This is a genomic window from Pseudomonas azerbaijanoccidentalis, assembly GCF_019145495.1.
In the GTDB taxonomy this organism is placed as follows: domain Bacteria; phylum Pseudomonadota; class Gammaproteobacteria; order Pseudomonadales; family Pseudomonadaceae; genus Aquipseudomonas; species Aquipseudomonas azerbaijanoccidentalis.
The window spans coordinates 295,560-320,220 of the sequence record NZ_JAHSTU010000002.1 but is presented as its reverse complement, the minus strand read 5'-3'; the positions used below and the strand labels follow the sequence as shown (position 1 = coordinate 320,220).

Genomic DNA, 24,661 nt, shown 5'->3' with positions numbered 1-24,661 from the left:
GACGACATGCTGCACCGCGGCATTGGCATGACCTCGCAACGGACCCGCGAGCGGCTTATCCAGCGACTGTATGAGGAGGGGGTGTCGAACGCCAAGGTGCTGGAAGTCATCCGGCGTACACCGCGTCACCTGTTCGTCGACGAGGCACTGGCGCACCGGGCCTACGAGGACACCGCGCTGCCGATCGGCCATAACCAGACCATCTCCCAGCCTTACATGGTGGCTCGCATGAGCGAGTTGCTGCTGGAAGCCGGGCCGTTGGACAAGGTGATGGAAATCGGCACCGGTTCCGGGTACCAGACGGCAGTGCTGTCGCAACTGGTCGAGCGGGTGTTTTCGGTCGAGCGCATCAAGGTGCTGCAGGACCGGGCCAAGGAACGCCTGGTCGAATTGAACCTGCGCAACGTGGTGTTTCGCTGGGGCGATGGCTGGGAAGGTTGGCCCGCGTTGGCGCCGTACAACGGCATCATCGTGACGGCGGTGGCCACCGATGTCCCTCAGGCCTTGCTCGATCAACTGGCACCCGGGGGGCGCCTGGTGATTCCGGTCGGGTCCGGTGAAGTTCAACAATTGCTGCTGATCATTCGGGAAGAACAGGGCTTTTCCAGGCGCGTTCTGGGGAACGTGCGCTTCGTTCCTTTGCTCAACGGGCCACTGGCCTGAGCATTTATTTCGACGCGCTGAATTCTCTTCGATTGCCTCTGTCTTACAGCGGCGTCGAATGGTTAAACGGATTGTTTTGTCGAACAGCAAACGTGTGCGCAAAGCCATTTCGCTTCATTAAGGGTAAAGCCTGCACGGGCCGTTATACTGGCGACACAGCACGCCGGATCACGGCAAATCACATTTTCAGCCACCACAAAGGGAGCGGCGGGTGAGTCTCACAGTCATTGCGCAGCGTATGGGTACAACGAGCTTTCAGCGCCTGGTGACTGGCCTTGTCTTGAGCACCTTGCTGGTGGGTTGTTCCAGCACCAAAACCAGCGACGTACGGGTTGTCGATCGAAATACTGCCGCGCCCCAGCGCCCGGCGGTGACAACCGGTCAATACGTGGTTCGGCCGAAAGACACCCTGTTCTCGATCGCCTTCCGCTACGGCTGGGACTACAAGGCCCTGGCGGCGCGCAACAACATTCCGGCGCCATACACGATCCGCCCGGGTCAGACGATTCGCTTTGATGGCCGTACCGGTTCAACGCCGACAGCGGTGGTCAGTTCGTCCAGTTCGTCGCCGTCATCCTCGAGTAAAACCACGGTCATCCGGCGCCCGGTGGACGGTTCCACCACGACCACAACGACGGTTGTACCGTCCGTCGCCAACAAGCCGGCACCCGCTCCATTGCCGCTTGCCGGCCCAGCCCCGACCGGCTGGGGATGGCCATCTAATGGCATTTTGATTGGAAAATTCTCTTCAAACGGTAGTTTGAATAAAGGAATTGATATCGCCGGAGATTTGGGACAGCCTGTTTTAGCTGCGTCTGATGGGACGGTGGTATACGCCGGGAGTGGCTTAAGGGGCTACGGCGAATTAGTCATCATCAAACACAGCGAAACCTACGTCAGTGCCTACGGACATAACCGCAGGCTGTTGGTTCGGGAGGGGCAGCAGGTCAAAGTCGGACAGACAATTGCCGAAATGGGGTCCACGGGTACAGACCGGGTGAAACTGCATTTTGAGATTCGCCGCCAAGGTAAACCTGTAGATCCGCTGCAATTCCTGCCACGCCGTTGATCGCTACCAGCCTGTTCCGTCGCGTAGAGGGGACAGGCTCCAGCGTTGCCAAGGATAAAGGCGCCGCTTGAGCTTGAGGTCGAACTCACCAAAGGACTATAACAATGGCTCTCAGTAAAGAAGTGCCGGAGTTTGACATCGACGATGAGGTTCTCCTGATGGAGACCGGCATCGGTACGGATTCGATGTCGAATGATGAAGGGGCGGCTCCACCTTCCGTTCGTGCCAAATCCAAACACTCCGCGTCGTTGAAACAACACAAGTACATTGACTACACGCGTGCGCTTGATGCCACGCAGCTGTACCTCAATGAAATCGGCTTTTCCCCCCTGCTGTCCCCCGAAGAAGAAGTTCATTTTGCGCGTCTTTCGCAAAGTGGCGATCCGGCCGGGCGCAAACGCATGATTGAAAGTAACTTGCGACTGGTGGTGAAAATCGCCCGGCGCTACGTCAATCGTGGGTTGTCGCTTCTGGACCTGATCGAAGAGGGCAACCTCGGTCTGATCCGGGCGGTGGAGAAGTTCGACCCTGAACGCGGCTTCCGCTTTTCGACCTACGCAACCTGGTGGATTCGTCAGACCATCGAGCGCGCGATCATGAATCAGACCCGGACCATCCGGTTGCCGATCCATGTGGTCAAAGAGCTCAATGTGTACCTGCGGGCTGCACGGGAGCTGACGCAAAAACTCGACCATGAACCCTCACCCGAAGAAATCGCCAACCTGCTGGAAAAACCGGTAGCGGAGGTCAAGCGCATGCTCGGCCTCAATGAGCGGGTTTCTTCGGTCGACGTCTCGCTGGGTCCGGATTCGGATAAAACCCTGCTGGACACCCTCACCGACGACCGCCCAACCGATCCGTGCGAACTGCTGCAGGATGACGACCTGTCCCAGAGCATTGATCAATGGCTCTCCGAGCTCACGGACAAGCAGCGTGAAGTGGTGGTTCGCCGCTTCGGTCTGCGTGGTCACGAGAGCAGCACGCTTGAAGACGTAGGCCTTGAAATCGGCCTGACCCGGGAACGGGTCAGGCAGATTCAGGTTGAAGGCCTGAAGCGTCTGCGCGAGATCCTGGAGAAAAACGGCCTTTCCAGCGAGTCGCTGTTTCAATAAGCGGCGCTTGAGCAGGCCACTCAAAGCCCCGAGTCTTCGGGGCTTTTTGTTATCTGGGCCACCAGGATTTGGCGCTGGGGCTTCCTGCGCAGGTTTGTAGTCTCGCGTTGTAAGTCTTTGCTTACTCTTTCGTAAGTGTTCAGTATTTTTACACGGTGGCAGTCCGCCATGGTTTCCCATGTAGGAATTTATCCTATTGAAAAATAACAGTTTTTTAATTGATTAACGACGTGTGACAAGCTATCCCGACGCTGGAGTGCGATTGCTCTTGGCGGGGAACGCTCTAGTATCGGGGTTGTGTCGACGGACAGACACGCCCTTCAAGGATGAGGGGAATGGACATCGCAGGACGCGGTTCATCAGGACGATGAAAAGGAACACAGGGAATAGGGAAAAAATGTGGGCGGGTCAAACCGCCCCTTTTTTTTGCCCGCAGAAAAGCAAAAAGGCCCTTGTGGGGCCTTTTTTCGGAACGCGGGGGTAATCAGCGTTCGAGGTGTTCGATCTTGCCTGGCTTGCCATCCCAATCAGCGGAATCCGGCAGCGGATCTTTGCGTTCGGTGATGTTCGGCCAGATTTCAGCCAATTCCGTGTTCAAAGCAATGAAGTTTTCCATACCGGCAGGCACTTCATCTTCAGAGAAAATGGCCACAGCCGGGCATTCAGGTTCGCACAGTGCGCAGTCGATGCACTCATCCGGGTGAATCACCAGGAAATTCGGGCCTTCGTAAAAGCAGTCCACCGGACACACTTCTACGCAGTCGGTGTACTTGCACTTGATGCAGTTGTCGGTGACGACGAAGGTCATTTCTAATTTTCTCCTCAGGCGCGGCTTGCTGCGCCCCTTCACGTGGGGGTCGCATGGTTCGGGAGCGATAGTCTGCAGGCCAGGCTATAGCCTGCAGCATCCCAAACCGCGCGAGATTCTAACAGCTTGCAAGGCTATGCGTTAGATCCGTGTCTTTAGTGTATAGAGCATTTCGAGTGCATGACGGGGTGTCATGTCGTCCAGATCGAGTTTGGCCAGCTCATCCAGCACCGGGTGCGGCAGGCTGGCGAACATGTCGCTCTGCTGCGGCGCTGCCGGTTTGCCTTTGACAGGTTTCGGCGCTTCATGGGGCAGGGCGGTGTCTTCCAGGCGGCTCAAATGCTCGCGGGCGCGCACGATCACTTCGCTGGGCACGCCGGCCAACTGCGCCACGGCCAGGCCGTAGCTCTGGCTCGCAGGCCCTGGCAACACATGGTGGAGGAACACGATGCGTTCGTTGTGCTCGGTGGCGTTGAGGTGCACGTTGGCTACCAGCGGTTGGGCTTCCGGCAGCACCGTCAGCTCAAAGTAGTGAGTGGCGAACAGCGTGTAGGCCCGCAGATGCGCGAGGCGCTCGGCGGCGGCCCAAGCCAGGGATAAACCGTCGAACGTGCTGGTGCCGCGTCCGACTTCGTCCATCAGCACCAGGCTGCGCTCGGTGGCGTTGTGCAGGATGTTGGCGGTTTCGCTCATTTCGACCATGAAGGTCGAGCGGCCACCGGCCAGGTCATCGCTGGAGCCGATCCGGGTGAAGATGCGGTCGACCAGCGACAATTCGCAACTGGCCGCGGGTACGAAGCTGCCGATGTGCGCCAACAATACGATCAACGCGGTCTGGCGCATGTAGGTGGATTTACCGCCCATGTTCGGGCCGGTGATCACCAGCATGCGCGTGTTGTCGTCCAGGCTCAGGTCGTTGGCCACGAACGGCGTGGTCAACACTTGCTCGACCACAGGGTGACGACCCTGGGTGATGCGCATGCACGGCTCGCTGACGAAACGCGGGCAGTTCAGGTCGAGGTTCAGTGCGCGCTCGGCCAGGTTGCTCAAGACGTCCAGTTCGGCCAGCGCAGCCGCGGTGTCCTGCAAGGGGGGCAATTGCGAGATCAGGTCTTCGAGCAGTGCTTCGTAGAGCATTTTCTCGCGAGCCAAGGCACGGCTCTTGGCCGACAGGGCCTTGTCTTCAAACGCCTTGAGCTCCGGGGTGATGAAGCGCTCGGCCCCCTTGAGGGTCTGGCGCCGGATGTAATCGGCCGGTGCCGATTCAGCCTGCTTGCTTGGCAATTCGATGAAGTAACCGTGGATGCGGTTGTAGCCGACCTTGAGGTGCGACAGGCCGGTACGGGCTTTTTCACGGGCTTCGAGGTCGATCAGGAATTGCCCGGCGTTTTCGCTGAGCGATTGCAGTTCGTCGAGTTCGCTGTCGTAACCGGTCTTCAACACACCGCCGTCGCGGATCACCGCAGGCGGGTTATCGATAATGGCTTTTTCCAACAGGGCGGCCAGTTCCGGGTAGGTGCTGGTGATCGTCGCCAGTTGCTGGAGGTGCGGGGCTTCTAGCTCGGTCATCGCCACTTGCAGTTCAGGCAGCGCACCGAGGGCATCGCGCAGGCGTGCGAGATCGCGTGGGCGCGCATTACGCAGGCCGATACGGGCGAGAATTCGCTCGATGTCGCCGATTTCCTTGAGCTGTGGTTGCAGCTTTTCGAAGCGGTAGCCATCGAGCAGGCAGGTGATCGAGGTCTGGCGTGCCAGCAGAACGGTCAGGTCGCGCAGCGGACGGTTCAGCCAACGAGTCAGCAGGCGGCTGCCCATGGCGGTCTGGCAACGATCAACCACCGATTGCAGCGTGTTGTCACGACCGCCAGCGAGGTTGGTGTCCAGCTCCAGGTTGCGACGGCTCGCACCATCGAGCACCACGGTGTCGTCCAGGCGTTCATGGCGCAGGCTGCGCAAGTGCGGCAGGGCGGTACGCTGGGTTTCTTTGGCATAGGCCAGCAGGCAACCGGCGGCGCCAATGGCCAGAGTCAGGTTCTCGCACCCGAAACCTTTGAGGTCCTGGGTGGAAAACTGCTGGCAAAGACTTTTCAGCGCCGAGTCGCGCTCGAAATCCCACGGCGCACGACGACGAACCCCACGGCGTTTTTCCGCCGGCAGATCCTTTGGCCAATCGTCCGGGATCAACAGCTCTACCGGATTGACCCGCTCCAATTCGGCCAGCAGGTTCTCCCAGCCCTTGATTTCCAGCACGCTGAAATTACCGCTGGTGATGTCCAGCACCGATAGACCGAACAGACGTTCATCACCCAGCACGGCAGCGATCAGGTTATCCCGGCGCTCATCCAGCAGCGCCTCGTCACTCACCGTTCCCGGCGTGATGATCCGCACCACTTGGCGGTCCACCGGCCCTTTGCTGGTGGCCGGGTCGCCGACCTGTTCGCAAATCACCACCGACTCGCCAAGCTTCACCAGTTTTGCCAGGTAGCCTTCGGCGGCGTGGTAAGGAATCCCACACATCGGAATCGCTTGCCCGGCCGATTGCCCACGGGCCGTCAGGGTGATGTCCAGCAACTTGGCGGCCTTCTTCGCGTCTTCATAGAAGATCTCGTAGAAGTCACCCATGCGGTAGAACATCAACTGGTCGGGGTGCTGATTCTTCAAACGCCAGTATTGCTGCATCATCGGCGTGTGGGAGGACAGGTCGGAGACGGCTTTATTCATCGGATTGTCAGGAAGCTCGTTGAAAGAGGTGGGGCAAAAGCGGGGCAATGGCCGGGCTTTTCCGCGATGGGCGCAAGGTTACCATGGGCGGTCTGCCCGACGCAGGCACCACGGCCAGGTGACATCTTTTACGATGCAAAAAACGTGTTATGTATCGATTATGCAAATCGGCATTGTCTTCATCGCGAAGAGCAAGCACTATGCGAGATATGCAAAAACGCAACGTATCTACCGTATTAAGAGCATTGCTCGATCAGCACGGGATCTCCCCCACGGAGCTTCACCGTCGCACCGGCGTGCCTCAATCCACGCTCTCGCGCATTCTCAGCGGGAAGATCGTCGATCCTTCGGATAAACATATTTCGAAGATCGCCGAGTATTTCTCCTTGAGCACCGACCAGTTGCGTGGCCGCGCGGACGTCTCTTGCGCCGTTAATGCCGGGCGCGCTCCAGTGCATTCGGAACTCAAGGATATAAGTCTGTGGGACGACGATACCCCTGTCGATGATGACGAGGTGTCGGTCCCCTTTCTTCGCGAAGTTGAATTGGCAGCCGGATCAGGAAGGTTCGTTATCGAGGAGAGCGAGCGCTCTAGCCTGCGCTTCGGCAAGCGCAGCCTGCGCCATAACGGTGTGCAGTTCGACCAGGCCAAATGCGTGACCGTGCGTGGCAACAGCATGTTGCCGGTGCTGCGCGACGGTGCCACGGTCGGGGTCAATGCCGGCAAATGCGGGATTGGCGACATCATTGATGGCGACCTTTATGCAATCAACCACAACGGCCAATTGCGGGTGAAGCAGCTGTATCGCCTGCCGACGGGGATTCGCTTGCGCAGCTTCAACCGGGACGAGCATCCGGACGAGGACTACACCTTTCAGGAAGTCCAAGAGGAGCCGATTGTTATCCTCGGCCATGTCTTCTGGTGGGGTATGTACGCCCGCTAACGCCCTTGCGTTCAGATAAAAAACCCGCTTCCGGAGCGGGTTTTTTTCGCGTGCCTGAAAACATCAGATCATTTCCAATGCGGTAATGCATTGACCAAATATGCATTAATGCATAATCTACTGCCTGTCTATCAAGAACGCGGAGTGATCGTTCACTCAAGGAGGCATGAAATGACCGTTGAGCAATATGCATTGCTGGACATGCCTCTGTGGCTGCTCATCAGTCTGCCAATGCTTGGTGGCGTTACTGGTGAAATGTGGCGTGCCGATAAAGAGGGCGTTCGTGGCTGGCCCCTTGTCCGACGCCTGGGCCTGCGGTCTGGCTCCAGCATGATCTGCGGCGCCTCGGTCATCATGCTGCTGCATGCCGCCAATGTTTCCATCTGGGCGGCCTGTGCGGGTGGTTGTTTAGCGGCGATGGCCGGTACAGACGTGGTTCTAGGGTTGTATGAGCGCTGGATGGCCAGGCGTATGGGGATCGGACATCTTCCGTCCGGTGACGTCGAAGATTGATTCCCTGATAGGCCTTTTCCAGAGCTTCTGTTTCTTTACATTTTGATCGGTCCTGTCGCTTGCAAGTGCGGTCTGCTCGTGTACGGTTTACCTCACACCGCCCGATCAGGAGATGACCGTGAAAGTAATCACCCAGCTGGCCGCTGACCTTGGCAGACAATTGCAGCTTCTCAACGCCCACGTATCCACGGCCGAGTCTTGTACCGGCGGTGGGATTGCCGAGGCGATCACCCGGATTCCCGGCAGCTCGGCGTGGTTCGAGGCCGGTTATGTCACCTACTCCAACCTGCAGAAGAACCTGCAACTGAATGTCCCGGTGGAGTTGTTCACCACGGTGGGGGCGGTCAGTCGCGAGGTGGTCGAGGCGATGGCCAAAGGCGCGCAGGACAAAAGCCGTGCGTTTTTTTCCGTGGCGGTTAGTGGTGTGGCCGGGCCGGACGGTGGTTCACCGAGTAAGCCGGTGGGCACGGTTTGGCTGGCCTGGGGCGTCGGTGAGCGGGTGTACAGCGAGGTGCAGCACTTCGCCGGTGACCGCGACGAGGTCCGCCGACAAACGGTTAAGGCCGCGCTAGACGGGCTGCTGCGCTACACCGCGGAAGAAATCTCAAATCGGGGGTAGGCGATCCGGGATCGCTGTGGAATAATACTGGCTACTTATACAGGTGTTGGCCGTCAGGCCTTATTGATTACGTGAGGACTTTAATGGACGACAACAAGAAGAAAGCCTTGGCTGCGGCCCTGGGTCAGATCGAACGTCAATTCGGCAAGGGTGCCGTAATGCGTATGGGCGATCAGGACCGTCAGGCGATCCCGGCCATCTCTACGGGCTCTCTGGGTCTGGACATTGCTCTCGGCATCGGCGGCCTGCCAAAAGGCCGTATCGTTGAAATCTACGGTCCTGAATCCTCCGGTAAAACCACGCTGACCTTGTCCGTGATCGCCCAGGCTCAAAAAGCCGGCGCGACTTGCGCATTCGTTGACGCCGAACACGCCCTCGACCCTGAATACGCCGGCAAGCTGGGCGTAAACGTCGACGACCTGCTGGTTTCCCAGCCGGACACCGGGGAGCAGGCCTTGGAAATCACCGACATGCTGGTGCGTTCCAATGCGGTTGACGTGATCATCGTCGACTCCGTGGCCGCCCTGGTACCGAAGGCTGAAATCGAAGGCGAAATGGGTGACATGCACGTGGGCCTGCAAGCCCGTCTGATGTCCCAGGCGCTGCGTAAAATCACCGGTAACATCAAGAACGCCAACTGCCTGGTGATCTTCATCAACCAGATCCGTATGAAAATCGGCGTGATGTTCGGTAGCCCGGAAACCACCACTGGTGGTAACGCGCTGAAGTTCTACGCTTCGGTTCGTCTGGACATCCGTCGCACTGGCGCGGTGAAAGAAGGTGATGAAGTCGTCGGTAGCGAAACCCGCGTCAAGGTTGTGAAGAACAAGGTGGCCTCGCCGTTCCGTCAGGCCGAGTTCCAGATTCTTTACGGCAAGGGCATCTACCTCAACGGTGAGATGATCGACTTGGGCGTGCTGCACGGTTTCGTCGAGAAGTCCGGTGCCTGGTATGCCTATGAAGGCACCAAGATCGGTCAGGGCAAGGCCAACTCGGCCAAGTTCCTGGCAGACAATCCGGAAATCGCGGCAAAGCTCGAGAAGCAACTGCGTGACAAGTTGCTGTCGCCTTCGTCGGTAGCGGACGCCAAAGCCTCTGCGGTCAAAGAGACCGAAGACGATCTGGCTGACGCTGATATCTGATTGAATCGATGACCGCCGTACTGGATACACCCGTCGCGGTGCGGCGAACCGCAATGGACCTGCTCGCAAGACGCGAGCACGGTCGAGTTGAGCTGACGCGTAAACTGCGTCAGCGCGGCGCCCTCCCTGAAATGATCGAAACAGCGCTCGACCGGTTGACGGAAGAGGGCTTGTTGTCCGAATCCCGTTACCTCGAAAGCTTTGTTTCCTACCGTGCCCGTACCGGTTATGGCCCTTTGCGCATTCGTGAAGAGTTGAGCCAACGTGGCCTGCAACGCAGCGACATCGAACTGGCCTTGCGCGAGAGCGGCATCGACTGGCAGGAGCAACTCACGGACACCTGGCGGCGCAAATTCTCTGGGCATTTACCGAACGACGCCCGGGAACGTGCCAAACAGGGCAGGTTCCTGGCGTATCGGGGATTCTCCATGGAGATGATCAGCCGCTTGTTCAGCGGACGAGGGATGGACGATTGACTGAAACGGCCCGCTATTTAAATAGCGGGCCGTTTTTTTTGGCCTTACGTAACCCTGGATGGCGCTCGCGTGCGCTGTGTTGCCTGAGACTGTGGCTGCGCCCAGTTCTCCGGCAAGTTGATGTAGTCCACCAGCGCTCGCAAACGACCATGATCGCGGGCATTGAAGGTGAAGGCCAGCCTAGCCAGGTGGCTGAATTGCGCTTCGTCGTGTTCCTCGCCACTGTACGCATGCTGATGGAAGTGATCGCTCAGGCACAGGTCGGCGAAGGCTTCTTGCATGTGCTCGAGCGCGTGGTCACTGAGTTTGTGGTTCATACGAATCACGAACTGATGCTTGAGCCAGCGGCTTGAGTGGAAGTTGCTGTAGAACTGGTTGATATGATCCACGGCCTCCTCGGCGGTATAGACCAGTTTCACCAGGTTCAGGTCGGTAGGCAGGATGTAGCGGTTTTCCTCCAGTTGTTGCTGGATGAATTCCAGCGCGGCATGCCAGAACTTGCCGCCAGGTGCGTCCAGAAGTACCACGGGCACCAACGGGCTTTTGCCGGTCTGGATCAGTGTCAGTACTTCCAGCGCTTCATCCAGCGTGCCAAAACCGCCCGGGCAGAGGACGAGCGCGTCGGCTTCCTTGACGAAGAACAGCTTGCGCGTGAAGAAGAAGTGGAAGGGCAGCAGGTTGGTCGTGCCCTGGACGGTGGGGTTGGCATGCTGCTCGAAGGGCAGGGTGATGTTGAACCCCAGGCTATGTTCCAGGCCGGCACCTTCGTGAGCGGCAGCCATGATGCCGCCCCCGGCGCCGGTGATCACCATCATGTCCGAGCGGGCCAGTGCGGCACCGAGTTCACGGGCCATGCCATACAGCGGATGTTCGATGGGGGTGCGGGCAGAACCGAACACCGTGACTTTGCGTCGGCCTTTGAACTGTTCCAGCACCCGAAAGGCTTGTTCCAGTTCACGCAGGGCTTGCAGGGTGATCTTGGCATTCCAGCGGTTGTGGTCATTCTGGGCCATGCGCAGCACGGTCAGGATCATGTCGCGGTAGATCGGGATGTTCGGGCTGTTGGGGGAAACAAGGCTGAGTTGCTCTTCGACCTTGCTGATGAGGTCGTGGCCGCTTTCTTCAAAATGACGGCTCAGGAGGTCATTCGGTTGGTAAGGCATTCAACTTCTCCTTCTGCACAGAACCCTTGGCGCCGACAACGCATTCGTCGACGCCACGACACTTCATGTGTCGCTGTCTGCCCCGGCCCATGCCTGGGCGATCCACATGGTCCGACAAGACATCGGGCCATCCATACAGGCTCTGTTTTTCCCTTGGATGAAAGAAACGTTCGCACAACACAATGCGTAACGGGCGGCCCCTTTCCGGCCCTGAAAAGTGAGTGTGGATACGTAGAATCTAGACCCTCGCGGTGATTTGCGCTGCCTTGATCATTGCGCCGCAAAGTCTCTCCTGGCAACCGCTTATTGACGATTTGCAAGGTGGTTTCACCGCTCGTCTGAACGCGAGCCAAGAGTCCTGCACTCTGATTTACTAAATTACAGGTGCGACACGACATCTTTGCGTCAACGGCAGGGCGCACGGTACAAGCAGTTAAAGGATTTTATCGCTCGTCACGAGTGAGGTGCAGGGAGGCGGGAACCATGGCCAGAGTCATTCTGGAGATCGATACGCAGCTGTATCGATTGTTGAAGTCAGCGGCCGAGACCAATCATTTGAGTCTCGAAGAGGAGTGCTGCCGGCGTCTTATGGGCGCGGAGCGGCAATCACGTTATTTGCAGGCACTGCTGGCAGAATTGCGCGCCGAGGATGAACAGCGGCGCGCCAAATCCCACTGATTTACTTCTTCTTCGGCGTTGCTTTCGGGCAGTCCGATTCCTGGTAGCTGGCGGAACCTACTGAGCGGTTGGTCTTCACTTCGGTGAAGTCGTAACGCATGACCGCGCCTTTGGCCATCAATTTGCGGAACGACGGGTTGTTGCACACTGAGGCGCCCAACTGGAAGTACACGGCTTTAGGGTCGGCACGCATCTGGTTGGCGTGGCTGCTTTGCACGCTCAGATGGTTGATCAGGACATTGCCTTCGACGGTGTAGCCCTGATCGAGAATGTCTTCGTTGATCGCCCGTGGCGTACCGACGCTGCTTTGTGCGGCGACGTTGCGCAGCTCTCTGTTCAGATTCTGCTCGCTCAAGGATGCAGCCTGAGCGTTGAAGGTCGAAGCCAGCAGAATGGCAGCGGTGGGAACGATAAGGCGCAGCATGAAACTCTCCTGGGGCAGTGATGGGTGGTTTGACCCGTCACGTGACTGTGCGTTCAGTGGCGGCGAATTATAGGGGAGGAGGCCTGGACGGTACAGGCTTGGCCCTGTCTGTCTGGTAAACTGCCGGCACTTTTTGCCTTACCGAGTGCTTTTCGTGTCGACTTCACTTTCCTGCCGGCGATGCCTGCAATGAGCCATGCCCCCAACGCCGTAGCCCGCCTGCGCGACCAGCGCGAAGACGAAGGCATCAAGCCGATTCAGGCCCGTGGCTGGCGCGCAACCCGTTGCCGTGCCTGCCGCGTGATCGAGAGTCATTGCCTGTGCGCCTGGCGGCCACAGGTCGAGACCCGTTCCGGGGTGTGCCTGATCATGACCAGCAAGGAAGTGTTTAAACCGAGCAACACCGGTTGGCTGATCGCCGACGTAGTCCGCGATAACCACGCATTCATCTGGTCGCGTACCGAAGTCGACCCGAAGATGCTGGCGTTGTTGTCTGACCCGCAATGGCAGCCTTATCTGGTGTTTCCGGGGGAATACGTCGAACCCGAGCGCGTGACCCACAGCGTGGCAGTGGATAGCAGTAAACGGCCGCTGTTTATCCTGTTGGATGCCACGTGGACCGAAGCCCGGAAGATTTTCCGCAAAAGCCCTTACTTCGATTCGCTGCCGATTCTCAGCCTGTTGCCCGAAAAACTGTCCCGATATCGATTGCGCCGCTCCACGCGCAGCGAGCATTTGTGCACCGCCGAAGTCGCGGCACTGTGCCTCGATCTGGCGGGTGACGAGCAGGCGGCATCGGCGCTGGACGCTTATTTCGATGTGTTCAGTCAGCACTACCTCGATGCCAAGCGGCAACTTGATATGAACGTTGAAACACCGGCGCACGCCGAATTGTTGCCGTTCGTGCAAAACGCCGCCCCAAGCAAGGGCTGATTGTCGCCCATACTGCAAAAGACTGTAGTGGCCATGTAGCTTGACCACCCCGGTTTCGCTGGGCATGCTTGGCGCCGATCAGGGCGCGGCCGAAGTTTGATACGCCGTATTCTTTTTTGAATAGCTACGTGAACAGCCACGTATTGGCGTTGAACGTGCCCCCAGGTACAGCTCCGTGGCTGTACCTCGAGTTGTTAGAAGAACAGGATCATTTGAAAAATGGCCACATACGAAATCCTGATTGCCGATGACCACCCACTTTTCCGTTCTGCCTTGCACCAAGCGTTGACCCTGGGCCTTGGCCCGGATGTGCGTCTGGTGGAAGTGGCGAGCATTGCCGAACTGGAAACCCGCCTGACCGAAAAAGCCGACTGGGATCTGGTGCTGCTGGACCTGAACATGCCGGGGGCCTACGGTTTTTCCGGTCTGGTGCTGTTGCGTGGACAGTACCCGCAGATTCCGGTGGTCATGGTTTCTGCTCAGGAAGAGGCTACGATCATGGTCAAGTCCCGTGAATTCGGCGCCAGCGGGTTTATTCCAAAATCCAGTGACCTGAGCGTGATCCAGAAAGCCGTGCGTGCGGTGCTAGACGGTGATGTGTTCTGGCCACCGCAGGCATTCGAAGCCGTCAGTGTTTCCGACGAGGCCAAGGCGGCCAGCGAAGGGCTTGCAAGCCTTACGCCGCAGCAGTTCCGCGTGTTGACGATGGTGTGCGAAGGTTTGCTGAACAAACAGATCGCCTATGAGCTGAGTGTTTCCGAGGCGACCATCAAGGCGCACGTGACGGCGATTTTCCGTAAACTGAATGTGCGGACCCGGACTCAGGCGGCGTTGCTCCTGCAACAACTTGAGTCAATTTCGAGCCACTAAGGGTTGGCATCTTCACGCTTTTTTGACTTTGGTTAATCTAGCTTTCCCACTCCTTTTTGGTCAGTTGCCTACTCTATGTCACCTTTCAAAGGCCAGACCGGCCTGAAACGTATTCTCAACGCCTCCGGCTACTCGCTGGACGGCCTGCGCGCAGCTTTCACCGGGGAAGCCGCGTTCCGGCAGTTGGTGTTGCTTAATGTGATCCTGATTCCGCTGTCGTTCTTCCTGAACGTCAGTCGTGTCGAGCAGGCTTTGTTGATTGCCGTTTGCTTGCTGGCGCTGATCGTGGAGTTGCTCAACTCGGCAGTGGAAGCGGCCATCGACCGCATTTCCCTTGAGTTGCACCCGCTGTCGAAAAACGCCAAGGACATGGGCAGTGCCGCACAATTGGTGGCATTGACCATGATTGCGCTGGTGTGGGCGGTGATCCTGCTTTAAGCGATCGTTGGCAGCACGATCTCGTCGCTGCGCTGAACCCCGGCGGTGAAGGCGCGGCACAGATCGAGGAACTCGCGCATTGCCGAAGTCTGGTACTTCTGTTTGTGCCAGATGAAGTAGAACTGCCGCGCGAGGTCCAGATCCGGTGTTTCCACCGCCACCAGACTGCCACGTCGGAAGGCGTCCCGTAGTGCCAATCGCGAAATACAGCCAATTCCCAGGCCCGATTCAACCGCGCGCTTGATCGCTTCGGTGTGCTCGAGCTCCAGGCGAATGTTCAGCGCGCTGCGGTGATGACGCATGGCCTGGTCGAATGTCAGGCGCGTGCCCGAACCTTGTTCCCGCAAAATCCAGGCTTCGTGGCTCAACTCATCCATGGTCGCGGTGCCGCGCTTGGCCAATGGATGCTGCGGTGCGCAGAACACCACCAGCTCATCTTCGACCCAGCTTTGGACTTCGATGTCCGGGTGGCTGCAATCGCCTTCAATCAGACCCAGGTCAATTTCGTAGTGGGCCACCTGTTGCACAATATTGGCCGTGTTCTGCACGTGCAGCTTCACCTGGCTTTCCGGGTGGCGCTGCATGAAGCTGCCGATAAGCAGGGTGGCCAGGTAATTGCCGATCGTCAGGGTCGCACCCACCGCCAGCGAGCCGAAACCGGATTTGCCATTGAGCAGGTCCTCGATTTCCTTGGCCTGGTCCAGCAGTGCCACTGCTTGCGGCAACAGCTGTTTACCCAAGGCGTTGAGGCTCAGTCGTTTGCCGGCACGGTCAAACAACTGGCAGCTGCACTGGCGCTCCAGTTCGGTGATCGAGGTGCTCGCCGCCGATTGCGAAAGGTTGAGCAGGCCGGCAGCACGGGATACGCTTTCCTGCTGGGCGACGGCGACGAAGACTTGAAGTTGACGGAGAGTAAATCGCATATCGATATAACCGATAACCCTTATCTTAATAATCCAGTTAACAGATATTGTCGTCGCTATTAGAATGCGATGCAATTGCGCACCCCGGCTCTGTTCATGCAAGAGCAAGCGCAGACCAATCTCCAGGAGTCCCACGTACATGAGCAACATGAACCACGAGCGTGTCCTCAGTGTTCATCACTGGAACGACACTCTGTTCAGCTTCAAGTGCACCCGCGATCCGGGCCTGCGCTTCGAGAACGGTCAGTTCGTGATGATCGGCCTGCAACAGCCCAACGGCCGCCCGCTTATGCGCGCTTACTCGATCGCCAGCCCGAACTGGGAAGAGCATCTCGAGTTCTTCAGCATCAAGGTGCCCGATGGTCCGCTGACTTCCCAGTTGCAGCACCTGAAGGAAGGCGACGAGATCATCATCAGCAAGAAGCCTACGGGCACGCTGGTGCTGGACGACTTGAAGCCTGGAAAACATTTGTACCTGCTCAGCACCGGTACCGGTCTGGCGCCGTTCATGAGCGTCATCCAAGACCCGGAAACCTACGAGCGTTTCGAAAAAGTGATCCTGTGCCACGGCGTACGTTACGTCAACGAAGTCGCTTACCGCGAATTCATCACTGAGCACCTGCCGCAGAACGAGTTCTTCGGTGACGCGCTGCGTGACAAGTTGATCTACTACCCGACCGTGACCCGCGAGCCGTTCGAGAATGAAGGTCGCCTGACCGACCTGATGCGCAGTGGCAAGCTGTTCAGCGACATCGGCCTGCCGCCGATCAACCCGCAGGACGACCGCGCCATGCTGTGCGGCAGCCCAAGCATGCTCGACGAGACCAGCGAAGTATTGAACAGCTTCGGCCTGAAAGTCTCGCCACGGATGCGTGAGCCGGGTGATTACCTGATCGAGCGTGCGTTCGTCGAGAAGTAGTAAGCCGCGACACTGAAAAGCCCGCGTTGCCTTAAGGCAGCGCGGGCTTTTTTGTTCCCCCTACACGTCGGATACGAGGACAACCTCTAATACGCGAATCAACTCCGGCGTCGGGTAATGCCAGCGCACATCGACATCCCAGAACTGCGCACCGTATTCACGTTCCGGCGCAGGCGTCTGGTAAGCCGGGCGCGGATCTTGTGCCAGGCATTGCTCGATCAGCTCGACCAAAGGCTCGGCAAGGCGCTGAGCGTGGCCGTGAGCCTGCTGTAGCGCTGCATCCGCCCACTGCACGGGAACCAACTGCGGCGCGGCGCTAGCGATGGTGTTGGAAGCCGTGTCGATGATATCGGCGTAGGGCACGTAGGGTTTGATGTCGAGGATCGGCGTGCCGTCCAGCAAGTCGATGCCGGATATCCACAGGCGGTCGGCTTCGACCTTGTCCAGTTTCACCACTGACTGGCCAATACCGTTGGGACGATGGGTTGCACGGGTGGCGAACACGCCCATGGATTTATTGCCGCCCAGACGTGGAGGGCGGACCTTCAGGCGCGGCTTTTCTTCCAAAGCCTGATGGAACAAAAACAGCAACCAGACATGGCTGACCTGTTCCAGGCCCTGCACGGCATCACCCTGATCGAAAGGCGCCACCAGTTCCAGAACGCCGCGCGCGGCCGGGGCCAGTTGCGGTTGGCGCGGGATGGCGAACTTCTCCTTGAAGCAGGAGCGCACGAAGCCGATGGGGGAAACGCTGTAGGTCATGGTTTGAAGTCGAGGCGGGGGCGGACGGGAATGATGCCTTAAAGATCAAAAGATCGCAGCCTTGGGCAACTCCTAACAGGGGAATGCGAAACCCGTGTAGGAGCTGCCGAAGGCTGCGATCTTTTAAATCAAAGACTGAACCCACCATCCAACGGAATGATATTCCCCGTCATGTACGCTCCAGCGGTACTTGCCAGGCTGATCGCCAGCGCCGCCATCTCCTCCTCGCGTCCCCAACGTTTCATTGGAATCAACGCCGTGTCCTGGGCCAATGCCTGTTCATCGTTACCGATGTGCTGGGTCATCTTGCTCGGGAAGCGTCCCGGTGCGATTACGTTGACGTTGATGTGTTGGCCGACCAGCTCCCGCGCCAGAATCCGCGACAGTTGGTGCAGGGCCGCTTTGCTGGGGCCGTAGGCGTAGGCTTGTTCGCCGAAGGAGGAAATCCCGGCCACCGAGCCGATGTTGATGATCCGCGCCGGATTCACTTCGGAGCCGGCCTTGCGCAGCAGTGGCAGGAACTGCTGGATGCAGTTGAACACCGAGGTCACGTTAAGCTGCATGACCTTTTCCCAGCCCTTGATCGGATAGCTCTCCAGCGGTGCGCCCCACGTGGTGCCGGCGTTGTTCACCAGGATATCGAGATGGGTAATCTGCTCACCCAGTCGCGTGGCCAGTTGTTGCACGCCTTCTTCGGTGGCCAGGTTGGCCGCCACGGCGTGGCAGCGTCCAAGGGCGCCGAGTTCATCAGCTGTCTGCTGGCAGGCCTCGGCATCACGGGCGCAGACGTACACGGTCGCACCGGCCTCGACGTAAGCCTTGGCAATCATTTTGCCGATACCACGGGTGCCGCCGGTCACCAGAGCGTTACGGCCTTGCAGGGAAAAGTAGGGGTGCATGGCGAATCCTGAGAGCTGAGGGTCTTTACACCCTAGTCGTCAGACGCTGGAAGCGGAGCCACTATTTTTGCGAGGAATGAAGGGGCATACAGCCAGGACTTAACCACACTGTAGGAGCCAGCAAGCCGGCTCCTACAGGTCAAGGTATGCCTGAGTTTATTGCGGGCGAACGCGCAGGGTCAGGCCCTTGAGGAAATTGCGCAGCAACTGGTCGCCGCACGGGCGATAGTTGGTGTGGCCGAACTTGCGGAACAGCGCGCTCAGCTCCGGCTTGGACACCGGGAACTCGGCGGCCTTGAGGATCGCGTGCATGTCGTCTTCCTTCAGTTCGAAGGCCACGCGCAGTTTTTTCAGGATGATGTTGTTGGTCACTGGCACTTCAATAGGCTGTGGCGGACGGCTGTCGTCCTTGCCGCGCTTGAAGATCACCAGGCCATCGAGGAAATGCGCCATCACTTCGTCCGGGCAACGCACGAAGCCTTCTTCGTCTTCCTCTTTCTTGTCGAGATAGGTCAGCAGGTCGGGCAGGGTCACGTCCATGCCGCCGAGCTTGATGATCTCGATGACTTTCTTGTCGCTGATGTCGAGCATGTAGCGCACGCTGCGCAGTACGTCGTTATGAATCATGTGGGCAGTCCTGATATTCAACTGTGGGCGTCGCGGCCAGGCGCGGCGCCGAAATGTGTGGCGGCGTGAAAAGCCTTAGAACTTCTCTTTGCCGGACAGGTAGCGCCATTGCCCCAACGGCACTTTGCCGATGGACACGCCGCCGATACGGATGCGGCGGATGCCCACGACCTTCAGGCCAACGGCCTGGCAGAACAAGGCGATGATGCCCGGCTGTGGATTTTTCATGGCGAAGCGCAGGCGGTTCTCGTTCTGCCAGCTGGCCTTGACCGCCGGCAGTTCCTTGCCCTTGTAGGTCAGGCCGTGGTTCAAACGGTTGAGGCCGTGAGCCACCATCTCGCCTTCGACTTCGACCACGTACTCCTGCTCGATCTTGTTCGAGTCAGCGGTCAGTTTGCGCAGGATTTTCCAGTCCTGGGTGAACACCAGCAAACCGCTGGCATTGGCCTGCAGGTCGGTGCTGGCGGTCAGGCGCAGGAAGTGGCCCTTGAGCGCCCGTTTGCCGTAGCGGTGTTCTTCGCTCAAGGTTTCGGCGCTGATGGTCGCCATGGCGGTTTCTGCGTCCATGCCGGCGGGCACGTTGAGCAGGATGGTTACCGGCTCTGGCGCAGTGGCCTTGGCCTCAGGGTCGAGCTCGACTTTTTGCGTGCCGACCTTGAACTGCGGCTCGTCGATGACTTCGCCGTCGACGGTGACCCAGCCGCCCTCGATGAACAGCTCAGCCTCCCGACGGGAACAGCCGACGAGTTCGATGAGGCGTTTGGAGAGACGAATCGGGTCAGTCATGTCAGGGCCGTAACAAAAAGGGGGTGGGCATTGTACCTGCTGGGCGCCGGTTAATCCCGGTTCCATTTCAATGCGCTTGCATTTCCTGTGGGAGCTGGCTTGCCAGCGATTGCATTACCTTGGCGCATCAGGATTGACCGCAGCGTCTGCATCGCTGGCAAGCCATCTCCCACAGGGTTCAGTGTTAGGTCAGCCGTGCTGTGAAAGTGTCTGGTTCTGGCGCATCCGCATGTGCAACAACGGATACGGCTGGCCCATGCCATCGACTTCCGAGCGGCCGATCACTTCGAAACCCTGTTTGAAATAAAACCCCAGGGCTTGCGGGTTCTGTTCATTGACGTCGAGTTGATCGGCGTTGAGGTTTTCCAGGGCGTAGCGCAGCAGTTTCTTGCCCAGCCCCTGACCGCGATGTGCCGGGTCGATGAAGAGCATTTCGATCTTGCCCGCCGCGACCCCGGCGAACCCGGTGATGCGCTGGTTCGCGTCTTTGGTGCAAATCAGCATCACCGCATCGAGATAGCGGGTCAGCACCAGGTTCTTCAGCAAGTCGATGTAGCTTTCCGGCAGAAAGTCGTGCGTGGCGCGGACCGAGGCTTCCCAGACCTGGGTCAGTTCTTCGTAATCGCTGTGTTTCGGCGTGTGGATGACCGAGTGTTGGCGCATGCCCGCCTGCTCCTTTTTATGACAACCGGCTGTGAAAGGTGAGATTCCGTTCTTCACCAAACGATAGCCGTAAAAAAGCCCCGCATCTCGTAAAAAAGAGCGGGGCTTTGGTATTCAGCGCAATTCCTGTAGGAGCTGTCGAGTGAAACGAGGCGGCGATCTTTTTTCAGGATCAAAAGATCGCAGCCTTCGGCAGCTCCTACAGTAGCTTGCGGGTCAGATCTGTTCAGCCCACAGGTCGTATTCGTCGGCGTCAGTCACCTTGCACCAGACTTTATCGCCCGGCTTCAGGTTGCTGCCGTTGTCGATGAAGACGTTACCGTCGATTTCCGGGGCGTCGAAGAAGCAACGGCCAACTGCGCCTTGCTCGTCGACTTCATCGACCAGTACTTCGATTTCACGGCCGATGCGCATTTGCAGGCGTGCCGAGCTGATGGCCTGCTGGTGCGCCATGAAGCGCTCCCAGCGATCCTGCTTGACGTCGTCCGGGACAACTTCCAGGTCCAGGTCGTTGGCCGGAGCACCTTCTACCGGCGAGTACTGGAAGCAGCCGACGCGATCGAGTTGGGCTTCGGTCAGCCAGTTCAGCAGGTACTGGAAGTCTTCTTCGGTTTCGCCCGGGAAGCCGACGATGAAGGTCGAACGGATGATCAGGTCCGGGCAGATTTCGCGCCAGTTCTTGATACGCGCCAGGGTCTTGTCTTCGAACGCCGGGCGTTTCATCGACTTCAACACTTTCGGGCTGGCGTGCTGGAACGGGATGTCCAGGTACGGCAGGATTTTGCCGGCGGCCATCAGCGGGATCAGTTCGTCAACGTGCGGGTACGGGTAAACGTAGTGCAAGCGAACCCAGACGCCCAGGGTGCTCAAGGCTTCGCAGAGTTCGGTCATGCGGGTTTTCACCGGCGCGCCGTTCCAGAAACCGGTGCGGTACTTCACGTCGACACCGTAGGCGCTGGTGTCTTGGGAGATGACCAGCAGCTCTTTGACGCCGGACTTGACCAGGCGCTGGGCCTCGTCGAGGACATCACCCACCGGACGGCTGACCAGTTTGCCGCGCATCGACGGGATGATGCAGAAGCTGCAGCTGTGGTTGCAGCCTTCGGAAATCTTCAGGTACGCGTAGTGGCGCGGGGTCAGTTTGATCCCTTGCGGCGGCACCAGGTCGATCAGCGGGTTGTGGTCCTGGCGCGGTGGCACGACTTCGTGCACGGCGTTGACCACTTGCTCGTACTGTTGCGGACCGGTCACAGCCAGCACGCTCGGGTGCACGTTGCGAATGTTGCCCTCTTCGACGCCCATGCAGCCGGTCACGATGACCTTGCCATTTTCCTTGATGGCTTCGCCGATCACTTCCAGGGATTCAGCCTTGGCCGAGTCGATGAAGCCGCAGGTGTTGACCACCACGACATCGGCGTCCTGATAGGTGGACACGACGTCATAGCCTTCCATGCGCAGCTGGGTAAGGATGCGCTCGGAGTCGACCAGTGCTTTCGGGCAACCCAGGGATACGAAGCCAACCTTTGGATTGGCCGGCGCAGGAGTGGTGGACATGTCTAACCTCGGTATTTTGTGACGCCGCTTGCCGGGCAGGGCAAAACCGACGGACGGGCGCTTGAACTGCGCCTCTGATCAAAAAGTGCGCAATTCTAGCGATGAGACGTTCACTTGACCAGCTTTATGCAGGGAAATACGACGAGTGCTGCGCTATGCTTCGCGCCGTTGGGCTTTACCGATTTTTTACTGTCAACAAAACGTCTGTAACGTGAAGTAAAACAGCGCATGCTGCGTGACAAAGCATAGTGCTTCTTTCAAAGAAGCCAGGTCTGGGAAGTAGGAGTGGTGGATGGGTCAGGCAAGTAGTCAGGCTGAGGGGGCCGGTCATTCGGCGGCCAAGCCGATCGGCATGCTGGTCGCGGCAGTCGGGGTGGTTTATGGCGATATCGGCACCAGTCCGTTGTACACCCTCAAAGAAGTGTTCTCCGGCGGTTACGGTGTGCCGGTCAACCACGATGGCGTGTTGGGCATTCTGGCGCTGATCTTCTGGTCGCTGATCTGGGTCGTTTCGATCAAGTACATGATGTTCGTGCTGCGCGCCGACAACCAGGGCGAAGGCGGCATCATGGCCTTGACCGCGCTGGCGCGGCGAGCGGCGGCAGGGCATGCCAAGCTGCGCGGTTTTCTGGTGGTTTGCGGGTTGATCGGTGCGGCGCTGTTCTATGGCGACAGCATGATCACCCCGGCGATTTCCGTGTTGTCGGCGATTGAAGGCCTGGGGCTGGCGTTCGACGGCATCGACCATTGGGTCGTACCACTGTCGTTGATCGTGCTGGTGGCGCTCTTCCTGATTCAGCGTCACGGTACGGCGCGGATCGGCATCCTGTTCGGGCCGATCATGGTGACCTGGTTCCTGGTGCTGGGTGCACTCGGTGTCTACGGCATCATTCAGCACCCGGAAGTCTTGCAAGCGATGAACCCGGTGTGGGGGGTGCGCTTCTTCATCGTGCATCCAGGCATGGGCGTGGCGATTCTCGGGGCCGTGGTGCTGGCGCTGACCGGTGCCGAAGCGCTTTATGCCGACATGGGCCACTTCGGCCGTAAACCGATTGCCCGTGCATGGTTCATCCTCGTGCTGCCGGCGTTGGTGCTGAACTACTTCGGGCAGGGCGCTTTGTTGCTCGGTGACCCGGAAGCGGCTCGTAACCCGTTCTACCTGTTAGCGCCAAGCTGGGCGTTGATCCCGCTGGTGGGTCTGTCGACCCTGGCGACGGTGATTGCTTCGCAAGCGGTGATTTCCGGTGCGTTCTCCCTGACCCGTCAGGCGATCCAGCTCGGTTACATTCCGCGCATGCACATCCAGCACACCTCAAGCGCCGAGCAAGGCCAGATCTATATCGGTGCAGTGAACTGGGCGTTGATGGTCGGCGTGGTTTTGCTGGTGCTGGGCTTTGAATCCTCTGGCGCCCTGGCTTCGGCCTACGGCGTGGCGGTGACCGGGACCATGCTGATGACCAGCATTCTGGTGTCGGCGGTGATCCTGCTGTTGTGGAAATGGCCGCCGGTCCTAGTGGTACCCGTGCTACTGGGCTTCCTGTTGGTCGACGGTTTGTACTTCGCCGCCAACGTGCCGAAAATCGTTCAGGGCGGTGCATTCCCGGTGATCGCCGGTCTCGCACTGTTCGTGCTGATGACCACCTGGAAGCGCGGCAAGCAGTTGTTGGTTGATCGCATCGATGAGGGTGGATTGCCGCTGCCGATCTTCATCAGCAGCATCGCCGTACAACCGCCACACCGTGTCCAGGGTACCGCCGTGTTCCTGACGGCGCGCCCGGATGCCGTGCCCCATGCGCTGTTGCACAACCTGCTGCACAATCAGGTGCTGCACGAGCAAGTGGTATTGCTGACGGTGGTCTACGAAGACATCCCGCGGGTGCCTCCTTCACGGCGCTTCGAAGTGGACGCCTACGGCGAAGGTTTCTTCCGAGTCATCCTGCACTTCGGTTTCACCGATGAGCCGGACGTCCCGAAAGCGCTGAAGCTGTGCCACCTCCAGGAGTTGGACTTCAGTCCGATGCGAACCACTTACTTCCTCAGCCGCGAAACGGTCATCGCCTCCAAACTCGAAGGCATGTCGCGCTGGCGTGAGGCCCTGTTCGCCTTCATGTTGCAGAACGCCAACGGCAACCTGCGCTTCTTCAACCTGCCGCTGAACCGGGTAATTGAACTGGGGACGCAGGTGGAGATGTAAGCCACCTACAAAAAGCCCCCGTTGCCGTTGCGGCAGCGGGGGCTTTTTTGTATTTGCTGTTTGCCGCTTGGTAATACTGAGTTTTACAGCTTGCTGGATGTCAAATTCGACGCAATACCCTACGTATCAATATGAGTACTATTTTGCGCTAAGCGTTAGAGAGGTGAGTATGACTGCGTTATTAGAGCGTGCTGACCAAGCGATATCGGTGACTGCCATGGTCAGGGGGTTCAGTGCGAGACTCAAAGAGATCTCCAGCCGAGCTACCGAGCGACTGGTGATTTTCAAAGACAATCAGCCGGCAGCGGTCATCATCAATGTCGATGCCTATCAGGAAATGCTCGACGAGCTCGAAGATCTTCGGATTGAAGTCGCGGCAAGGGAGCGACTCGTCGGGTTTGATCCGGCCAAGGCCATCAGCCACGACGATATGCGGGCACGGTACGCCAGGAAAGACTAAAGGAGCTGTGGATGGTTTGGGGCGTGATCTATCATCCGGAGGCTCAGAAGGATCTGGACCTGTTGGGGGCTGTGGCAGCGAATCGTATTCTTGATGTGATCGAGGAGCGAATTATCAGCGGTGAGCCGGACAAAAGTGGTACGCCTTTGAGAGCGAGTCTGGCAGGCTGCAGACGGATTCGGACCGGCGATACGCGAATTGTTTATCGAGTCGATGGAAAAGCCATCCAAGTGTTGATCGTTGCCGTCGGTGCTCGACGGGACGAAGATGTCTACGCTGCGGCGGAGCGTCGCCTCTAACT

27 protein-coding genes are annotated in these 24,661 nt (G+C 58.6%); 16 read left to right on the top strand and 11 right to left on the bottom strand.

Going from position 1 to position 24,661, the window contains the following annotated elements; all coding sequences use genetic code 11:
* The first annotated feature begins 27 nt into the window (after positions 1-27).
* From KVG88_RS08050 to rpoS, 3 genes are all read left to right on the top strand, one after another.
* A complete protein-coding gene (locus tag KVG88_RS08050; protein WP_177336601.1) occupies positions 28-663 on the top strand; it encodes a protein-L-isoaspartate(D-aspartate) O-methyltransferase in 636 nt (211 codons plus the stop codon).
* Positions 664-874: 211 nt separating this feature from the next.
* Positions 875-1,732 (top strand): peptidoglycan DD-metalloendopeptidase family protein, encoded by an 858-nt coding sequence (locus KVG88_RS08045; protein ID WP_217871036.1) that lies wholly within the window; start codon positions 875-877, stop codon positions 1,730-1,732.
* Positions 1,733-1,836: 104 nt separating this feature from the next.
* Positions 1,837-2,844, top strand: a complete 1,008-nt coding sequence (gene rpoS, locus KVG88_RS08040; RefSeq protein ID WP_056856224.1) for an RNA polymerase sigma factor RpoS — start codon at positions 1,837-1,839, stop codon at positions 2,842-2,844.
* 484 nt (positions 2,845-3,328) lie between these two features.
* On the opposite strand, the gene fdxA is transcribed toward rpoS, so the two are convergent.
* Complete coding sequence (fdxA, locus tag KVG88_RS08035; RefSeq protein ID WP_150704259.1) at positions 3,329-3,652, bottom strand: ferredoxin FdxA; 324 nt, start codon at positions 3,650-3,652, stop codon at positions 3,329-3,331.
* Between the two features lie 141 nt (positions 3,653-3,793).
* Complete coding sequence (gene mutS / locus KVG88_RS08030; protein ID WP_217871035.1) at positions 3,794-6,373, bottom strand: DNA mismatch repair protein MutS; 2,580 nt, start codon at positions 6,371-6,373, stop codon at positions 3,794-3,796.
* A gap of 209 nt (positions 6,374-6,582) precedes the next feature.
* Here mutS and KVG88_RS08025 point away from each other — a divergent pair, with 209 nt between their 5' ends.
* From KVG88_RS08025 to recX, 5 genes are all read left to right on the top strand, one after another.
* Entirely contained in the window at positions 6,583-7,317 is a 735-nt protein-coding gene (locus KVG88_RS08025) for a LexA family transcriptional regulator (RefSeq protein ID WP_217871312.1), read from the top strand.
* Between the two features lie 171 nt (positions 7,318-7,488).
* Entirely contained in the window at positions 7,489-7,830 is a 342-nt protein-coding gene (locus tag KVG88_RS08020) for a phage holin family protein (protein ID WP_217871034.1), read from the top strand.
* Positions 7,831-7,948: 118 nt separating this feature from the next.
* Positions 7,949-8,449 carry a CinA family protein gene (locus tag KVG88_RS08015; RefSeq protein ID WP_150704279.1) on the top strand — a complete coding sequence of 167 codons (501 nt, stop codon included), beginning with the start codon at positions 7,949-7,951 and terminating at the stop codon, positions 8,447-8,449.
* 83 nt (positions 8,450-8,532) lie between these two features.
* Positions 8,533-9,591, top strand: a complete 1,059-nt coding sequence (recA, locus tag KVG88_RS08010; protein WP_060541059.1) for a recombinase RecA — start codon at positions 8,533-8,535, stop codon at positions 9,589-9,591.
* 8 nt (positions 9,592-9,599) lie between these two features.
* Positions 9,600-10,067, top strand: coding sequence for a recombination regulator RecX (gene recX, locus KVG88_RS08005; protein ID WP_217871033.1), 468 nt, complete (start codon positions 9,600-9,602; stop codon positions 10,065-10,067).
* A 44-nt stretch (positions 10,068-10,111) separates the two neighbouring features.
* Here recX and KVG88_RS08000 read toward each other — a convergent pair whose 3' ends face one another.
* A complete protein-coding gene (locus KVG88_RS08000) occupies positions 10,112-11,230 on the bottom strand; it encodes an LOG family protein (protein WP_217871032.1) in 1,119 nt (372 codons plus the stop codon).
* Positions 11,231-11,713: 483 nt separating this feature from the next.
* Here KVG88_RS08000 and KVG88_RS07995 point away from each other — a divergent pair, with 483 nt between their 5' ends.
* Positions 11,714-11,908, top strand: a complete 195-nt coding sequence (locus KVG88_RS07995; RefSeq protein ID WP_217871031.1) for a hypothetical protein — start codon at positions 11,714-11,716, stop codon at positions 11,906-11,908.
* 1 nt (position 11,909) lies between these two features.
* Here KVG88_RS07995 and KVG88_RS07990 read toward each other — a convergent pair whose 3' ends face one another.
* On the bottom strand, positions 11,910-12,332 hold the full coding sequence (locus KVG88_RS07990; RefSeq protein ID WP_150704282.1) for a PA3611 family quorum-sensing-regulated virulence factor: 423 nt from the start codon (positions 12,330-12,332) through the stop codon (positions 11,910-11,912).
* A 189-nt stretch (positions 12,333-12,521) separates the two neighbouring features.
* Between KVG88_RS07990 and KVG88_RS07985 the strand changes: the two genes are divergently transcribed.
* The 3 genes from KVG88_RS07985 to KVG88_RS07975 all read left to right on the top strand — a co-directional run bounded on the left by KVG88_RS07985 (position 12,522) and on the right by KVG88_RS07975 (position 14,573).
* The gene (locus KVG88_RS07985) at positions 12,522-13,265 is read left to right on the top strand and encodes a tRNA-uridine aminocarboxypropyltransferase (RefSeq protein ID WP_217871030.1); all 744 of its coding nucleotides are present in this window, start codon (positions 12,522-12,524) and stop codon (positions 13,263-13,265) included.
* 219 nt (positions 13,266-13,484) lie between these two features.
* On the top strand, positions 13,485-14,135 hold the full coding sequence (gene erdR / locus KVG88_RS07980; RefSeq protein WP_034149864.1) for a response regulator transcription factor ErdR: 651 nt from the start codon (positions 13,485-13,487) through the stop codon (positions 14,133-14,135).
* 75 nt (positions 14,136-14,210) lie between these two features.
* Positions 14,211-14,573, top strand: a complete 363-nt coding sequence (locus tag KVG88_RS07975; RefSeq protein ID WP_008060649.1) for a diacylglycerol kinase — start codon at positions 14,211-14,213, stop codon at positions 14,571-14,573.
* Here the strand turns inward: KVG88_RS07975 and KVG88_RS07970 are convergent.
* Positions 14,570-15,496: a LysR family transcriptional regulator gene (locus KVG88_RS07970; protein WP_075946790.1), complete on the bottom strand. Its 927-nt coding sequence runs from the start codon at positions 15,494-15,496 to the stop codon at positions 14,570-14,572. The two genes, KVG88_RS07975 and KVG88_RS07970, sit on opposite strands and share 4 nt — an antisense overlap.
* 139 nt (positions 15,497-15,635) lie before the next feature.
* Here KVG88_RS07970 and fpr point away from each other — a divergent pair, with 139 nt between their 5' ends.
* Positions 15,636-16,415 (top strand): ferredoxin-NADP reductase, encoded by a 780-nt coding sequence (fpr, locus tag KVG88_RS07965; protein WP_008054100.1) that lies wholly within the window; start codon positions 15,636-15,638, stop codon positions 16,413-16,415.
* 60 nt (positions 16,416-16,475) lie between these two features.
* Here the strand turns inward: fpr and tsaA are convergent, their stop codons facing one another.
* The 6 genes from tsaA to rimO all read right to left on the bottom strand — a co-directional run bounded on the left by tsaA (position 16,476) and on the right by rimO (position 21,706).
* On the bottom strand, positions 16,476-17,177 hold the full coding sequence (gene tsaA, locus KVG88_RS07960; RefSeq protein ID WP_150704284.1) for a tRNA (N6-threonylcarbamoyladenosine(37)-N6)-methyltransferase TrmO: 702 nt from the start codon (positions 17,175-17,177) through the stop codon (positions 16,476-16,478).
* Between the two features lie 128 nt (positions 17,178-17,305).
* Positions 17,306-18,076 carry an SDR family oxidoreductase gene (locus KVG88_RS07955; RefSeq protein ID WP_217871029.1) on the bottom strand — a complete coding sequence of 257 codons (771 nt, stop codon included), beginning with the start codon at positions 18,074-18,076 and terminating at the stop codon, positions 17,306-17,308.
* A 156-nt stretch (positions 18,077-18,232) separates the two neighbouring features.
* A complete protein-coding gene (locus tag KVG88_RS07950) occupies positions 18,233-18,703 on the bottom strand; it encodes a YehS family protein (protein ID WP_150704286.1) in 471 nt (156 codons plus the stop codon).
* A gap of 75 nt (positions 18,704-18,778) precedes the next feature.
* The gene (locus tag KVG88_RS07945; RefSeq protein ID WP_150704287.1) at positions 18,779-19,489 is read right to left on the bottom strand and encodes an rRNA pseudouridine synthase; all 711 of its coding nucleotides are present in this window, start codon (positions 19,487-19,489) and stop codon (positions 18,779-18,781) included.
* A gap of 189 nt (positions 19,490-19,678) precedes the next feature.
* Positions 19,679-20,152 carry an acetyltransferase gene (locus tag KVG88_RS07940; RefSeq protein WP_217871028.1) on the bottom strand — a complete coding sequence of 158 codons (474 nt, stop codon included), beginning with the start codon at positions 20,150-20,152 and terminating at the stop codon, positions 19,679-19,681.
* Between the two features lie 216 nt (positions 20,153-20,368).
* Positions 20,369-21,706: a 30S ribosomal protein S12 methylthiotransferase RimO gene (gene rimO, locus KVG88_RS07935; RefSeq protein WP_008052161.1), complete on the bottom strand. Its 1,338-nt coding sequence runs from the start codon at positions 21,704-21,706 to the stop codon at positions 20,369-20,371.
* A 292-nt stretch (positions 21,707-21,998) separates the two neighbouring features.
* On the opposite strand from rimO, the gene KVG88_RS07930 reads away from it, so the two are divergent.
* The 3 genes from KVG88_RS07930 (at position 21,999) to KVG88_RS07920 (ending at position 24,659) form a co-directional block, all read left to right on the top strand.
* Complete coding sequence (locus KVG88_RS07930) at positions 21,999-23,900, top strand: potassium transporter Kup (protein ID WP_150704289.1); 1,902 nt, start codon at positions 21,999-22,001, stop codon at positions 23,898-23,900.
* Between the two features lie 169 nt (positions 23,901-24,069).
* Positions 24,070-24,360, top strand: a complete 291-nt coding sequence (locus KVG88_RS07925) for a type II toxin-antitoxin system Phd/YefM family antitoxin (protein WP_217871027.1) — start codon at positions 24,070-24,072, stop codon at positions 24,358-24,360.
* Between the two features lie 11 nt (positions 24,361-24,371).
* The gene (locus tag KVG88_RS07920) at positions 24,372-24,659 is read left to right on the top strand and encodes a type II toxin-antitoxin system RelE family toxin (protein WP_217871026.1); all 288 of its coding nucleotides are present in this window, start codon (positions 24,372-24,374) and stop codon (positions 24,657-24,659) included.
* The last annotated feature ends 2 nt before the right edge of the window (positions 24,660-24,661 follow it).